The sequence below is a fragment of the Pseudoalteromonas sp. SR44-5 genome (assembly GCF_014163675.1).
Taxonomy (GTDB): Bacteria; Pseudomonadota; Gammaproteobacteria; order Enterobacterales; family Alteromonadaceae; genus Pseudoalteromonas; species Pseudoalteromonas rhizosphaerae.
Window position 1 is genome coordinate 89,701 of sequence record NZ_JACJDT010000009.1, and the last position, 13,885, is coordinate 103,585.

The window sequence follows — 13,885 nt, forward strand, 5'->3', positions numbered from 1 at the left end:
TGTTTTACAACATCGAAATAGAGACTATGGTCGTAATTAAATAACTACATAAAACTTAGGCACAAAAAAGCCCGCTAATTTAGCGGGCTATTTTATATGGTGGAGAGATAGGGATTTGAACCCTAGAGGGGCTATAAACCCCTGCCGGTTTTCAAGACCGGTGCATTCGACCACTCTGCCATCTCTCCGAAACATTTATAAATCACGAATAAGAGTGTACTCGCAATTATTTTAATTAGGTGGTGGAGAGATAGGGATTTGAACCCTAGAGGGGCTATAAACCCCTGCCGGTTTTCAAGACCGGTGCATTCGACCACTCTGCCATCTCTCCGCACGGCCTGCATAATAGAGAAGGCAGTGCTCTTTGTGAAGCTTTTTTTTCAAAAAAGTGTTCAAGTGCTTAAAAAATCATTGATTTGTTTATTCTTAACTCACCACTGGGTAAAAATCACACTAAATTGAACTTTTCTTTTTAATTATCGGTCTATTGAACTACAAAGGTTTGCCCAAATATAGAAGTCTTGGTAATCTAACTTCAGTTTAATTATCGGAACTTACAATAGGTTTCTAAAGGAGCTCTAAAATGGCATTTAATCATTCGTACAATACCGCTAGACCGGTTATGTCGACCATTGAAACAAACAAGGTACTTAAAAACACCTATTTCTTATTGGCCATGACATTAGCATTTAGTGCTGTGACGGCTGGTATCTCAATGGCATTACAACTACCTTATTTTATGGGGTTAGTTTTTACTCTTATTTCATTTGGCCTTTTATTTGTTGTAAATAAAAAAGCCGAAAGCGCGTCAGGCGTTGCATGGGTATTCGCTTTTACGGGTTTAATGGGTGCGGGACTTGGTCCGTTACTTAACCATTATGCAGCGATGCCAAATGGCCCAATGCTTATCATGCAAGCGTTAGGTTCAACTGCACTGATTTTCTTTGGTTTGTCTGCGTATGCACTAAATACTAAAAAAGACTTCTCTTTTATGGGCGGTTTTTTAACGGTAGGCCTTATTGTTGTGATTGTGGCCAGCATTGTTAATATCTTCATCGGCAGCTCGCTAATGTTTATGGTATTAAATGCAGCGGTTGTATTGATCATGTCTGGCTTAATCTTGTTTGATACAAGCCGCATCATCAACGGTGGCGAAACAAACTATATTCGCGCTACAGTCTCTTTATATTTAAGTGTATATAACTTGTTTACTTCATTGCTTGCACTGCTTGGCGCAAATAATGACTAATTAAATAGTTCTGTTAAAATAGCCCCTCTTTAGGGGCTTTTTTATTGGAATAGTTTTGGCACGATTTGTACTTTCTCTGCACAGCGCACCATCGGATCATGATACCACGCAACGTTTGGTTAAATTTGCACAAGCATGTTTAACACAAGGGCATAACATTGATGCCATTTTTTTGTATCAAAACGGCGTTTTTCATGCCAGCGAGCAACTAGATTTGGCAGCTGATGAATTAGCGATTAATGCTTTATGGCAACAATTACATGAGCAAGGGATTCATCTTATGTTGTGTGTTACTGCTGCCGAAAAGCGTGGCCTTGATATAAATAATACCGGTGTTTTTGCAGTCGCAGGGTTAGCTGAGTTTGCAATGCTTGCCAGTGATGCGGATAAATGGGTGCAATTTAAATGATCAATGTATTAGTTTTAAGCCACCATAGTCCTTTCGATGATTTACATATTCGTGATGCATTAGATATGACATTAATATTCGCTGCTGTTGAGCAAAATATTAGTTGGTTATTTAGCGGCCCTGCGGTACTAGCCCTAAAAAAACATCAACAACCTGAGCATATAGGTTTAAAGAACTACTTTAAGACCATCAGAACGCTAGAAATTTACGATGTTGAAAACATTTATGTATGTGAAAAGTCTCTGCTCGAGTATGGCCTTGATAAACATAACTTGTTAGTAGAAGTAAAAGCGCTTAATTATCAGCAGCAAACTCAACTTATAGCCCAGCAACAACACATAGTGAACTTATGAGCACTTTACACATATTTTCCAAGCCACTTGGCTATTACAACACGGATCAATTAGTTAACCTGATCCAGTCAGCAGACAAAGTATTATTATTAAGTGACGCATGCTTTGCGATTGCCCAATTTAGACAGCTTGCAACGCACTTATTAATACTTGCTGATGACGCCAAGGTACGAGATATCACAATCAATCAGCCCGATCACTCGCTTAGTTATGACGACTTTGTCGCACTAACATTAGCAACATCTCACTCTATTACGTGGTAATACATGCTTGAATTTAATAATCAAATTATCGACACGGATAAACAAGGTTACTTACTTGATCACTCGTTATGGAGTGAACAATTAGCCTGCGTTATTGCCGAGCAAGAAAACATTGAATTAACCTCCCAACACTGGGAAGTGATTCATTTTGTGCGTAATTTTTATTTGGAGTACAACACCAGCCCAGCAATAAGAATGTTAGTTAAAGCAATGGCAAAAGCACTGGGTGAAGATAAAGGCAATAGTATTTATCTGTATACTCTTTTTCCTAAAGGCCCAGCTAAGCAAGCAACTAAAATTGCTGGCTTACCAAAACCCGCACGGTGCATCTAGCAATGACAATAGCTAAACCAAATAATACAGCAAAACGCCGAAATAGCGGCCGTAGCTATAATCGCGGTGCAATTACAACCAAAAAAGTGAATAACTCAATAAAGCGCGAGATAAAACCAGCCATTGCCGCCAGTGAGCGAAAAATTGTCTTATTTAATAAACCATTTGATGTGCTGTGCCAGTTTACTGATGAAGCAAACAGACAAACCTTAGCTGACTTTATTACCATTAAAGATGTATATGCTGCAGGACGATTAGATAGAGACAGTGAGGGCCTGCTATTGCTCACTAATTGTGGGAAATTACAAAACACTTTAACAGCGCCAAACAAAAAAACCAGTAAAACTTACTGGGCACAAGTTGAAGGTGAACCAACTGATGCAGCAATTAAACAACTGTGCCAAGGCGTCGAGCTCAAAGACGGATTAACATTACCAGCCGTTGTTAAACGCATAGATGAGCCAACTTTATGGCCACGTAATCCTCCCGTTAGAGAGCGAAAAAACATTCCAACCAGTTGGCTCAGTATTACCCTTACCGAAGGACGTAATCGCCAAGTAAGAAGAATGACAGCACATATTGGCCACCCTACTTTACGTTTAATCCGCTATCGTATTGGTGACTATACGTTAAAAGGAATTGATAATGGCCATTTTAAAATAATCGCAGATGAACTATAGCTGTGCTTGAGCGCAGCTATTTCAAATATGCCTAGTAGCGCTCAGCTGATTTTTTGTATCAATCTTCACTAACAACGATACAATTACGCCCTTGTCTTTTTGCTTGGTACAAAGCTTTATCTGCCGCATCAGCAAAATAGATATAATCGCCAGTTTGGGGATTATGCAAAGTTTTAATGCCCATGCTTAGTGTTATATAGCCAATATCTGTATATTCATGCTTAATAGCTAATTGATTAACTGCTTGCTGGATTTGTAATGCACTATGTAAAGCCTTTTTCGGATCAGCCTCTGGCAGTAACACCACAAATTCCTCACCGCCAAAACGGGCAACAAAGTCCTTTTCGTGATTCATCGTGGCCACTGCAATACATTGTGCAATTTGATACAAGCATTCATCGCCTTTAATATGACCGTAGTTATCGTTGTATTGCTTAAAATAATCAATATCGATTAAGATCATTGATAACGGCTTTATTTTTTTATTCATTAATTCAAGTTCATTGGCCAACTTCTCATCAAAACAACGTCGATTGGCAATTTGTGTTAATGAGTCTAAAAATGCCATGTCTCGAAGTGTATCTTCAGCAGCTAAATGCTGTGTTACATCCTTAAATATAGCTAAAAATTCGTGCCTAAAATATCTTCCCGAAATTTCCATCATTATATGGGAGCCATCTTTACAAGTAACACAATAAACTTGTGGTTCAATATCAGTATCATTTTCTAACGCAAAGCTAAGAGCTTGTTGCCACGTTTGTCGCACCCACATCAGATAATGTGGATCTGGGTAAGCATTAAGCCACCAATCATTAAGTGTTGGAATATCCTCAATAGTGTAACCGAACACATCTACAAAACGTTGGTTTATACGGATTATATTCTCGGTGAGCATACATACATTACACAACGGTATTGGCACTTGCGTAAATAAATTAACGTACTCACTCAAATCATGCTGGCGGGTTAGTGGTTTATTATCTTGCGTTGAGTAATCACTATTTTGCACGATAACAGCATTATTTTGACTCGTTTTTACGCGCATCGATAGCGCGAAATGCCATTCTTGCCACCAGGTTGCTAACTGTGAAACGAGAAAATACTCAGACTCACTTGAAGTTTTCAAATTCACGGCAACACTTTTAAGTAGGCAATCTACTTTACTATATTCAATTACTCCCAATTGTTGATAATTTAAAAGAATATTTTCAAAAAGCCTATACGCATCAACTCTTAAAATACTGCGCGTGTCATCAACCATCGCTGTTAATTGTGATTTAGAATTACCAGCATATTGTGCAATGAAGTTAATTATTGATTGTTGATAGAAAATATAGTCCATATACATTGCCCATTAATTACGTGTGCATAAAAACATGCACTTGGAAGTACACCAGAATAATTTAAAGGAATGTAAGCAGATGCAAATATTCGGCGTGAGAAAATTCGTAAAGAGTAGTTGATTAATGTAAACAATATAAAAGTGAAATCGCAATTTAAAAATACCCTTAATAACTTTATCAGGTCCAGTAATTTACGTTATTTTAGCAATAAAACTTAGCCACTGTTTATTAAACAAACAAAAAACTATCATGTAAGAATAAATAGGGGTAGATTTATCATCTGACAGTGTATAAAAGTGCTAGCTCTTATATATTTTAACAATCCAAAAAGACGACTTTGTGGCGCACAATATGCTTATTTTCTTAAATAACTCAAGTATGTTATTACACTGCCGTTATACATTATTGTATGAATAAACTCTCGACTTAAAATACGGTATTAACTACATTATCGCCCGCATGGGATTAGATGCTAAATGGATATGACCAATGAAGAACTAAATTTTATATCAGATCTTTTCCAAGTGACGGTTCCTTCAAAATTGAGGGACAATCATACACTGACATTACAAAGCTCTATCCCTGCCAATATTGCTGAATTACTAAATAATACAAAATTAACACTACTGGCTGAAGTTGGCGATTATCAATTATGGTTTCCACTTGAAATAAGAATTGATAAAACAGGCGTTGTAACCCCTGTATTAAGTGCACCAGAGGTCATCGACACACAAGGAATAAAGCGCTGTTGGCGTGGCGGGAACCTCAATATTCAGAGCCAAGACTTTGAAGTTGAATCAATCTCAAGTACTGGACTTTTTCTAAAATCAACGACTCAAAAAGCTCCTTTAGCGATTGAGCAACAGATAAAATTAACCCTTCCAAACAAAAAAAATATTACTATCGACATCAAACCGGTACGCTTTAGTAAGCGAGGCATGGCTGCCAAGATCACTCATATTCATCAAGGGAAAGAACATCTAAGGGCTTATTTATTTGAAGCCCATAAGCGCCAAAATGCCAATTTATATGAGTCCTCAAACAGCTTATAAATATAATTCACAGTTGTGTATTAGTCGCAGCTAGTTGCAGTGAGGTTAGTACAGCGATAAGCTAAACCTTTATTGTAATAAATGAAGGTTCTATGAGCGAAAATAACTATCCAATAGGTACTCAAGGCACGCCTTGGAATGATAAAGATAAACAGTGCTGGTTTAACCTACAAACGATTAAACGTAGCTATCAATCTGAAGTTGTAACTTTAATCAACGAACTGGATAATGATTTCGAGGTTGAGCAATATGGTGCGCTCAGTTTTGATCCTACTCGCTACCCTCTTTTTATTATTAAATCAAAACAGTGGGCATCGAATAAACCGAGCATATTGATCACCGGTGGCCTACATGGCTATGAAACAAGCGGTGTTCATGGCGCATTACATTTTATGAAAACGCTAGGTATGAAATACGCTAAAGAGTTTAACTTACTGGTTGCTCCTTGTATTAGCCCGTGGGGATATGAAACCATTAATCGCTGGAACCCAGCAGCCATAGATCCAAACCGTTCGTTTTATTCATCAAGCCCAGCACCAGAGTCAGCAGCACTAATAAATTATATTAAAGCACAAAATATACCTTTATTAGCGCATATTGATCTGCATGAAACAACTGACACTGACAACAGTGAGTTTCGCCCTGCACTTGCGGCTCGTGATGGCAAAGTGAACACTAATTGGAATATTCCTGATGGTTTTTATCTTGTCGCTGATAGCAATAAACCTGAACCGCAATTCCAAAAAGCGATTATTGACACTGTTGCTAATGTGACTCAAATTGCCCCCAGTGATGAAAACAATCAACTCATTGGAGTGCCATTAGAACAACATGGTGTGATCAATTATGCAGCACGAGAACTCGGTTTATGCATGGGCTTTACAGATGCACAGTATGTCACCACAACAGAAGTGTACCCAGATAGTCCGACGGCAACAGATGAGCTATGTATTACAGCACAGGTGGCTGCAATTAAAGGTGCATTAGATCACCTGCTTACAAAATAATTATGACTAGGGTCTATTGGTAATTATATTTAGGCCCTATTCTGACATTTTTAATCTGGTTATATATTAATCACTGATTAATTAATGCAAATTTATAAAAAATTAAAAAATACCTAGACTCCGCGTTTTAATTGTATAAAATTCGCGCTCTTAAATTTTCTTACAAGGAAGCACGTTGAAATTTAGCAATAAACATGGACAGGTTAGTTTACACCGCGAGCAAAATATAATCATTGCTAATTTTTGCGGGAATCTTAATGCAAGTTTAGTAACCTCATTTAGCAATTGCTTATTTGAGCAGGTTAGTCAGCTTGCCAATAAACCATGGGGATATATCAGTGATTCTCAAAATTTGTTGGCTGCAACTCCTCAGGCAGAGCAACAACTTACAGTGTTGGCCTCTGCCATGGTTCGTAATGGATGTATTGCTAGCGCTTATATTTTTGATTCAGCTATCGTAATCAATCAAATGCAACGCATTATTCACAATGCAGGCCTTAGCGTGGATATTCGTCACAGCTTGTTTAAAAGTTTAGCGCAAGCTAAAACCTTTATTAACCAAACAATGAACGATAAAGCAGCTCAGTTTCACTCTGTGTAAATTAGTTACGATAAAACACACTGCTTATTGATGTATTAATGCTGCTATCTTCTTCGGCTGTGATCACAAAATCAAGTTCATTGAGCTTACTTGGTAAATCATAGCCATCGGCAACCACAGTGACCGGGATGCGCTTCATTTGACCAGGCTCGACAGCTGTAAGTTGAGGACTCTGTAACTTAGCCACATCAAGACCGGTAATCGCTACTCGGTAATGCACTAACTGCTGTGTTTTATTAATTATTGTCAAGGTGTAAGGGTTTTCAACTAAGCCCTCATAATTTACTCGATATAATGCATTACGATCACGCAGTACTGACACTTCGATTGGCGTGCGTTGAACTAACCACGCTAACATACTGACCATTAATAAAACCGTGAGTGCGCCATAACCAACCAGTTTCAACCGGTATGGATTAGTTTGCTCGCCAGCCATCTGCTTTTCGCTTGCGTACTTGATCAAGCCTTTTTGATAGCCAAACTTATCCATTGTGTCATCGCATGCATCGATACATAAACCACAGTTAATACATTCATATTGTAAGCCGTTACGAATATCAATCCCTGCAGGGCACACTTCCACACATAAATTGCAATCTACGCAATCACCTAAATCTAAGGCTTTAGGATCGGCCTTACGTTTACGTGGACCACGACTTTCCCCACGCGCACTATCGTAAGTGACAAGTAATGTATCTTTATCAAACATTACAGCCTGAAACCGTGAGTATGGACAAGCAATGGTGCACATTTTTTCTCTTAAGAAACCGGCATTTCCATAAGTACAAAAGGCAAACAAAAATACCCAAAAACTAGTGATGCCCGACCATTGCAGAGTAAACATATCCCCATACAAGCTTTTAGCCGGAATAAAGTAAGCCATAAATGACGTTGCTGTAAACAATGATATGATTAACCAAGCGCTGTGCTTGATTGTTTTTTTCTGCCATTTTGATAACGTCCACGCGGATTTATCTAACTTTATACGTTGATTACGTGTTCCCTCTATACGTTGCTCCACCCATGAAAACATCAGCATCCAAATTGTTTGTGGGCATGTATATCCACACCATACCCGGCCAAGCCAATTGGTAACAAAAAACAACGCAAAAGCGCCTAACATAAATAACAACGCCAAGATCATAAAATCTTGGGGCAGTAAGGTCAGCCCAAAAATAGCAAACTTTTGACTCGCAACATCTAGCAATACCGCTTGCTGGCCTTTGTATGGGATCCAAGGAATAAGAATGAATGTAAGCATGAGTAACCAACCAAGGTTACGGCGAATACGCTGGAAAAATCCTTTTTGCTCACGGATATAAATAGGCCCTTCATGCTTATAGGGCTTGATGATCATATCTTCTTCTTTAATATCAAATTTCATAATAACTACTTACTGTGACGGTTAGGCCTGTAAGTTTGCAAGTTTCAGACCAAACTGAAATTAAATTAAGCAACTGAATATTAATGAATTTTTATTTAATAAATTCGCTAAAATCGCGATATTTAGCGAGTGTCGTGATATTTAACGATTTTTACGGATCATCAACTTGCGCATTTTTGATCGTAACGTACTCTCCGGCATGCCTAATTTAACTGCCGCGCCTTGACTGCCAGAAATTTGCCAATTTGATAGCTCTAATACTGCGATGATATGCTGTCTCTGCGCTTCGTCAAGGCTCAGATCCGTGTTTAGGTTAGCGCTAGCATTGGCATCAAGTGGTTGCGATAACTGCAATACAGACTGCTTTGATAAAATAGCCTCTCGCTCTAGTACATTCTGTAATTCACGAATATTACCCGGCCAATCATACGCTTGTAGCTGTGTTATGGCTTTTTCACTGAGTCCTTTGAGCTGTTTACCAAGACGTTTATTTAATTGCGCAATCAAATTACTACACAAGTATGGGATATCTTCTTTACGCGCTTTCAGTGGTGGAACTGTTATTGGAAATACATTTAGTCGATAATATAAATCTATTCTAAAGCATCCTGACTGCACCATTGCCCATAAGTCACGATTAGTCGCAGCAATTACACGAATATTAACTTTACGTGTTTGGCTACTGCCAACACGTTCAAATTCATGCTCTTGCAATACCCGTAACAACTTACTTTGCGCTTCAAGAGCAAGCTCTCCAATTTCGTCTAAAAAAATGGTGCCATTATTAGCCAACTCAAAACGTCCTTTACGATGCTCCTTAGCCCCCGTAAAAGCCCCCTTTTCATGACCAAATAACTCAGATTCAAGTAAGCTTGGCGTAAATGCGGCGCAATTGACCTTAATAAAGGATTGCCCACTGCGCCCACTTAAGCGATGTAAGTTACGAGCGACTAATTCTTTACCTGTGCCGTTCTCACCTAAAATCAACACAGTGCTATCGGTCGGGCTAACAAGTTTTATTTGCTCAAGCATGGTTTGAAATACGTGGCTTTTGCCTACCAAACCAGACTCTTGCCAATCTTCATTAAGTTCTGCTATCAAATAGCTATTTTGCTCTTTTAATTGCTCACTTAAGTGATTCACTTGCGCTAAAGCATCACGCAGTGCGTGCTCTGTCTGGTGTTGTTTTGATACATCGCGAAATATCGCGACAGCGCCGATCAACTGATTATTTTTATAAACGGGTGTAGATGTATATTCTACCGCAAAACAGCTGCCGTCTTTACGCCAAAATACCTCATCTTTAACATGGCGATGCTTGCCGTCAAACATAGTGCAATAAATCTGGCATTCATCTGCTGGATATGGCCGCCCGTCAGCATGGCTATGATGATGGTACTGATGAATTTTTTTACCCAGCAACTCATCTGCATGCCATCCAGTCATGCGTTCAGCAGCGGGGTTTACAAATACCGCATTACCACTTAAATCAAAGCCATATATTCCCTCACCAACAGCGTTGAGTAATAAAGTTGGATCGTCTAAAAACTGTTTTATCATTGCTTACACCGAATTCGCGAAATATCGCGTTCATTATGCCTATAATGGCGAAGATTTGCACCCTAAGTGACTAAATCATACCGCTCATTAAAGCGAAACTATCCGTCGTTTTGCTTCATCATGAACCGCATCTAAAGTAACTGTAAGACTACAGCACTCATTATTAATCAATTGAAAATAATATTAATAAATACCCAACTATCATCAAGGAAAAGTTAATCAACTTGTAATTTTACTATATTAGCTTTGCAAATATGTATTAACTGCAGTGTCTGCACACTTCTTATTTAATTATTGCATAATCTTTGCTTACAATTTCATCTCTGGTAGTAGTTACATTCTTGGTTGTAACCGATTAAACTCAAAAAAACAATATTGTAGGGTCACATGTCGTTAATTATTAACAACCTTGAAAAACACTATAAAACGGTTACTGCGGTGAATAAGCTGTCATTTGATGTGTAACCAGGAGAGATTTTTGCTTTACTTGGCCCCAATGGTGCGGGGAAATCATCATTAGTAAAAATGATCGTTGGTTTTTCCTCTCCAGATAGTGGCTCTATTCAACTCAATGATGCAAGACAAGCGTATTCATCTATTCCGGCACATTTACTGGGCTATCTACCAGAAGACCGAGGCCTCTATCCAGAAAAAACAATAAAACAAAATCTACAATTTTTTGCAGCATTACACGGCGTAAAAGATAGCGAATTTACGCAGCGCTGTGACTATTGGTTAGCTAAATTTAATTTAACCGCACGATTGAATGACCCCTTAAAATCACTTTCTAAAGGGAACCAACAAAAAATCCGATTGATCACTGCAATTTTACATAAGCCCAAATGGGTAATTTTAGATGAGCCATTTTCTGGCTTAGATCCTATTAATCAGGAATTAGTTGTTGAATTTTTAGCGCAATTAAAACAGCAAGGCATGACCGTTATTTTAAGTGCACATCAGATGGCGATGGTAGAAAAACTTGCTGATCGGGTATTGCTATTAAATCAAGGTGAAAGTGTTTTATACGGCAAACTCAGTAATATACTTCAAAGCGCGCAAAATAATAGTATTCAAGTCGTATTCAACGATCCAATTAATCAAACTTACTTTGAGCAACTATGTGAACATTATTGTGTTGAGCAAATAAAAGCACAGCAACTAACTATCACCCTAAAGCAACACCAATCACTTAACCAGTTACTTCCTCAGTTAATCAGCATCGGGGAAATATGTGAATTCAAAAATAAAGCTCAGTCACTGCATGCAATTTATTTACACGCAGTAGCTGAGCATAACGCTAAACTGGATCAAGGAACGACGCTATGAATAAATCATCACTTACACAGCAACAGCTCTGGATTGTTGCAAAATGGGAGTTCTTGCATTTTTTTAAACTAAAACAAGAAATTATTTCGAAGTTGATCATGCTCGCTATTGCTGGAGTTATTTATTTTTTTGCCACTGCAAACAGTCAACTTGAACAAGGTTATCATTTAGCAAGCAACCTCGAGTTTAGCGTCAAAACAGAGCCTACATCGACACAATTTAAGTTTACCAAACATGATGATTTAACTGCCATCATTGCAAATTTAGCTGAAGATACTGACTATGATGGCGTACTTAAGTTTGACCAAGCGACTCACTCATATACGTTAATAACTGCTGTAAAATCGGCATGGCAAACAACATTGCAATCGCTCCTTAGAGCGCAATTGCAACAAGCTCAATTTGATAGCTTAGGCTTAAGCGAGCAACAACGACTAGGATTGACGAAAAATATTTCAATTGAACATAGGGTACTTGACGAGCTTTTGAAAAATCAAGCTGATCGTAGTCAAACATACACAGCATTTGGGGTACTGATATTATTATTTGTTGCGATGTTTGGGATCTTTAGCCAACTCTTTGTCAGTATTACCGGTGAAAAGCAAAACCGCGTAACGGAGCAATTGCTAGCCACCATGACACCACAAACATGGATAGATGGTAAGCTACTTGGGCAAATATTACTTGCAGTAAAAACCATGATTGGCACCTTGCTATCGATTATTTTATCGATGCTATTTTTTACCGTTATCATTAAACAACAAGCCCTCAATTTAGACTTTATTAATTGGTCATTACTGCCTTGGTTGTTAGCCTATGCGATTGTAGGTCTTGGCATCTGCGCTGCATTTATGGCTGCGATCGCAGCGGGTATTGATGATCCTAATCACAGTAGTAAAAGTGCCTTAATGATGCTGCCATTGGCACCTATTGTGATTGCATTTTTTGTTATCGATGCACCAAACAGTGTTTTAACAATCGTGCTTAGTTACTTGCCGATCACGGCATTTGCGGTTATGCCGGTGCGCATGTCATTAGTTGAAATACCAATTTGGCAAGCACTCTTATCCCTGCTTCTCAGTATTGGCTGTTTTTATTACTTACGCATATTTGCCGCTCGTATTTTTAAAATGGGTATGAATATGTACGCAAAAGAACCGAGTTTAAAGGCTATGTGGTTGAGTATCTTTAAATAAAAAAACATATAGGCAGATAGCGTTGCGTTATCTGCTATTTAATGATTGTGAGTTTTGCTATTTATAAAATCAGTGAGAGCAAATAGCACACCTGATATCACAAAAGTAACATGAATTATTACTTTCCACATCAATTCATCACTTGAGTGACTAGTAGAGCTTATAAACACCTTTAACAGTTCGACTGCAGAAATGGCAACAATTGCGCTGATCAATTTCATTTTAAGACCAGAAAAACCTACTTTACCCATCCATGCAGGGCGATCTTCATGATTACCAATATTTAATTTAGAAACAAAATTTTCATAGCCACTAAAAATAATTATTAATAATAATCCTGCCAGTAATGCGGTATCAACCAAGGTCAAAATACCCACCAGTAGTTGCTCATTAGTAGCGCTAAATGTATTTATCGCCATTTGATACAGGTATTTAAAAAACTTCAAAAGTAACAGTACAATTGCAACGAGTAAGCCTATAAAAAAGGGAGCTAGTAGCCAGCGGGCTCGAAAAATAAAGCTTTCAACAAACTGTTCTAGTTTAGATGCAACACGAGGTGTGGTGTCAGGTAGTTGGCTTTGAGACATAATTATTCCTAAATTGATAGCTGGCGTAAGATAGCATTGATTAACATAAGTTTCTCATTATTTTACCGTCTCTTATTACATTATATTTGTCTTTACGATAAAAATATTTCGTTATCTTTTATTATCATTTCGTTTAAGAATCACTTACCAACAGCATGTTGCTTGATTGGATCACTGTTGTTTTTGAATATAAAACAGCAGTCACTACATTTTTTAGGAATACACGAATGAAAAAAGCATTGCTAGCGCTTATCGTAGCGCCATTATTTGCAGTTTATGCAACTTTTGCTGTTGCTGACGATGCTGTTGAAGCTTCCGCCGAAACAATTAAAGAATACACTGAGATGTGTTTAAACTGGGCTAAAGACGACGACATCAGCAATGAAGAGCTTAAACCATACGTACTAAAGTGCGTAAATGATGAACTTGAATCAGAAGGCTATAAAAAAGTCACTGACGTAAAAATCTAACGTCAAAAATGCCTCTAAAGGCATAATTTTTGATATAAAAAAACCGGAATTGACACAAGGGTGTGCATTCCG

16 protein-coding genes and 2 tRNA genes are annotated in these 13,885 nt (G+C 38.1%); 12 read left to right on the plus strand and 6 right to left on the minus strand.

Features of this window, described 5'->3' with window-relative positions; all coding sequences use genetic code 11:
- Positions 1 to 97: 97 nt before the first annotated feature.
- Positions 98 to 188 (minus strand) — tRNA-Ser (locus tag H5154_RS07190).
- 52 nt (positions 189 to 240) lie between these two features.
- A tRNA-Ser gene (locus H5154_RS07195) sits at positions 241 to 331 on the minus strand.
- 252 nt (positions 332 to 583) lie between these two features.
- On the opposite strand from H5154_RS07195, the gene H5154_RS07200 reads away from it, so the two are divergent.
- Genes H5154_RS07200 through H5154_RS07225 form a run of 6 tightly spaced genes read left to right on the plus strand, consistent with a single transcriptional unit; the run spans position 584 to position 3,287 of the window.
- Entirely contained in the window at positions 584 to 1,249 is a 666-nt protein-coding gene (locus H5154_RS07200; RefSeq protein WP_145233793.1) for a Bax inhibitor-1/YccA family protein, read from the plus strand.
- Positions 1,250 to 1,304: 55 nt separating this feature from the next.
- A complete protein-coding gene (tusD, locus tag H5154_RS07205; RefSeq protein WP_149981050.1) occupies positions 1,305 to 1,658 on the plus strand; it encodes a sulfurtransferase complex subunit TusD in 354 nt (117 codons plus the stop codon).
- Positions 1,655 to 2,011, plus strand: a complete 357-nt coding sequence (gene tusC / locus H5154_RS07210) for a sulfurtransferase complex subunit TusC (protein ID WP_145233789.1) — start codon at positions 1,655 to 1,657, stop codon at positions 2,009 to 2,011. Before tusD ends, tusC begins: the two co-directional genes overlap by 4 nt.
- Positions 2,008 to 2,274 carry a DsrH/TusB family sulfur metabolism protein gene (locus H5154_RS07215; protein WP_149981049.1) on the plus strand — a complete coding sequence of 89 codons (267 nt, stop codon included), beginning with the start codon at positions 2,008 to 2,010 and terminating at the stop codon, positions 2,272 to 2,274. The genes tusC and H5154_RS07215 overlap by 4 nt, the downstream gene beginning before the upstream one ends.
- A 3-nt stretch (positions 2,275 to 2,277) precedes the next feature.
- Positions 2,278 to 2,607, plus strand: coding sequence for a TusE/DsrC/DsvC family sulfur relay protein (locus tag H5154_RS07220; protein ID WP_145233784.1), 330 nt, complete (start codon positions 2,278 to 2,280; stop codon positions 2,605 to 2,607).
- A 2-nt stretch (positions 2,608 to 2,609) separates the two neighbouring features.
- A complete protein-coding gene (locus tag H5154_RS07225; RefSeq protein ID WP_182717880.1) occupies positions 2,610 to 3,287 on the plus strand; it encodes a pseudouridine synthase in 678 nt (225 codons plus the stop codon).
- 58 nt (positions 3,288 to 3,345) lie between these two features.
- Here H5154_RS07225 and H5154_RS07230 read toward each other — a convergent pair whose 3' ends face one another.
- Complete coding sequence (locus H5154_RS07230) at positions 3,346 to 4,629, minus strand: sensor domain-containing diguanylate cyclase (RefSeq protein WP_182717881.1); 1,284 nt, start codon at positions 4,627 to 4,629, stop codon at positions 3,346 to 3,348.
- A 477-nt stretch (positions 4,630 to 5,106) separates the two neighbouring features.
- Here H5154_RS07230 and H5154_RS07235 point away from each other — a divergent pair, with 477 nt between their 5' ends.
- From H5154_RS07235 to H5154_RS07245, 3 genes are all read left to right on the plus strand, one after another.
- Positions 5,107 to 5,682: a hypothetical protein gene (locus tag H5154_RS07235; RefSeq protein WP_182717882.1), complete on the plus strand. Its 576-nt coding sequence runs from the start codon at positions 5,107 to 5,109 to the stop codon at positions 5,680 to 5,682.
- Positions 5,683 to 5,774: 92 nt separating this feature from the next.
- Positions 5,775 to 6,689: a M14 family metallocarboxypeptidase gene (locus tag H5154_RS07240; RefSeq protein ID WP_182717883.1), complete on the plus strand. Its 915-nt coding sequence runs from the start codon at positions 5,775 to 5,777 to the stop codon at positions 6,687 to 6,689.
- A 175-nt stretch (positions 6,690 to 6,864) separates the two neighbouring features.
- A complete protein-coding gene (locus tag H5154_RS07245; RefSeq protein WP_182717884.1) occupies positions 6,865 to 7,290 on the plus strand; it encodes a hypothetical protein in 426 nt (141 codons plus the stop codon).
- 1 nt (position 7,291) lies between these two features.
- Here the strand turns inward: H5154_RS07245 and ccoG are convergent, their stop codons facing one another.
- Together ccoG and H5154_RS07255 are read right to left on the minus strand one after the other, a co-directional pair.
- Complete coding sequence (ccoG, locus tag H5154_RS07250; protein WP_149981043.1) at positions 7,292 to 8,674, minus strand: cytochrome c oxidase accessory protein CcoG; 1,383 nt, start codon at positions 8,672 to 8,674, stop codon at positions 7,292 to 7,294.
- 141 nt (positions 8,675 to 8,815) lie between these two features.
- Positions 8,816 to 10,234, minus strand: a complete 1,419-nt coding sequence (locus H5154_RS07255; protein WP_149981042.1) for a sigma-54-dependent Fis family transcriptional regulator — start codon at positions 10,232 to 10,234, stop codon at positions 8,816 to 8,818.
- Between the two features lie 474 nt (positions 10,235 to 10,708).
- Between H5154_RS07255 and H5154_RS24035 the strand changes: the two genes are divergently transcribed.
- Entirely contained in the window at positions 10,709 to 11,560 is an 852-nt protein-coding gene (locus H5154_RS24035; protein ID WP_310736606.1) for an ATP-binding cassette domain-containing protein, read from the plus strand.
- Entirely contained in the window at positions 11,557 to 12,756 is a 1,200-nt protein-coding gene (locus H5154_RS07265) for an ABC transporter permease (protein ID WP_182717885.1), read from the plus strand. Before H5154_RS24035 ends, H5154_RS07265 begins: the two co-directional genes overlap by 4 nt.
- 38 nt (positions 12,757 to 12,794) lie before the next feature.
- Here H5154_RS07265 and H5154_RS07270 read toward each other — a convergent pair whose 3' ends face one another.
- Entirely contained in the window at positions 12,795 to 13,343 is a 549-nt protein-coding gene (locus H5154_RS07270; RefSeq protein ID WP_145233766.1) for a TIGR00645 family protein, read from the minus strand.
- Between the two features lie 227 nt (positions 13,344 to 13,570).
- Between H5154_RS07270 and H5154_RS07275 the strand changes: the two genes are divergently transcribed.
- Positions 13,571 to 13,813, plus strand: a complete 243-nt coding sequence (locus H5154_RS07275; protein WP_149981038.1) for a hypothetical protein — start codon at positions 13,571 to 13,573, stop codon at positions 13,811 to 13,813.
- The last annotated feature ends 72 nt before the right edge of the window (positions 13,814 to 13,885 follow it).

Excerpts from the sequence above, each read along its gene's own strand:
- H5154_RS07225 (WP_182717880.1), top strand. The coding sequence starts at position 2,610 with ATGACAATAGCTAAACCAAATAATACAGCAAAACGCCGAAATAGCGGC.
- H5154_RS07230 (WP_182717881.1), bottom strand. The coding sequence starts at position 4,629 with ATGGACTATATTTTCTATCAACAATCAATAATTAACTTCATTGCACAA.
- H5154_RS07255 (WP_149981042.1), bottom strand. The coding sequence starts at position 10,234 with ATGATAAAACAGTTTTTAGACGATCCAACTTTATTACTCAACGCTGTT.
- H5154_RS07265 (WP_182717885.1), top strand. The coding sequence starts at position 11,557 with ATGAATAAATCATCACTTACACAGCAACAGCTCTGGATTGTTGCAAAA.
- H5154_RS07235 (WP_182717882.1), top strand. The coding sequence starts at position 5,107 with ATGGATATGACCAATGAAGAACTAAATTTTATATCAGATCTTTTCCAA.
- H5154_RS07275 (WP_149981038.1), top strand. The coding sequence starts at position 13,571 with ATGAAAAAAGCATTGCTAGCGCTTATCGTAGCGCCATTATTTGCAGTT.
- H5154_RS07240 (WP_182717883.1), top strand. The coding sequence starts at position 5,775 with ATGAGCGAAAATAACTATCCAATAGGTACTCAAGGCACGCCTTGGAAT.
- H5154_RS07215 (WP_149981049.1), top strand. The coding sequence starts at position 2,008 with ATGAGCACTTTACACATATTTTCCAAGCCACTTGGCTATTACAACACG.
- tusC (WP_145233789.1), top strand. The coding sequence starts at position 1,655 with ATGATCAATGTATTAGTTTTAAGCCACCATAGTCCTTTCGATGATTTA.
- H5154_RS07200 (WP_145233793.1), top strand. The coding sequence starts at position 584 with ATGGCATTTAATCATTCGTACAATACCGCTAGACCGGTTATGTCGACC.
- H5154_RS07220 (WP_145233784.1), top strand. The coding sequence starts at position 2,278 with ATGCTTGAATTTAATAATCAAATTATCGACACGGATAAACAAGGTTAC.
- H5154_RS07270 (WP_145233766.1), bottom strand. The coding sequence starts at position 13,343 with ATGTCTCAAAGCCAACTACCTGACACCACACCTCGTGTTGCATCTAAA.
- ccoG (WP_149981043.1), bottom strand. The coding sequence starts at position 8,674 with ATGAAATTTGATATTAAAGAAGAAGATATGATCATCAAGCCCTATAAG.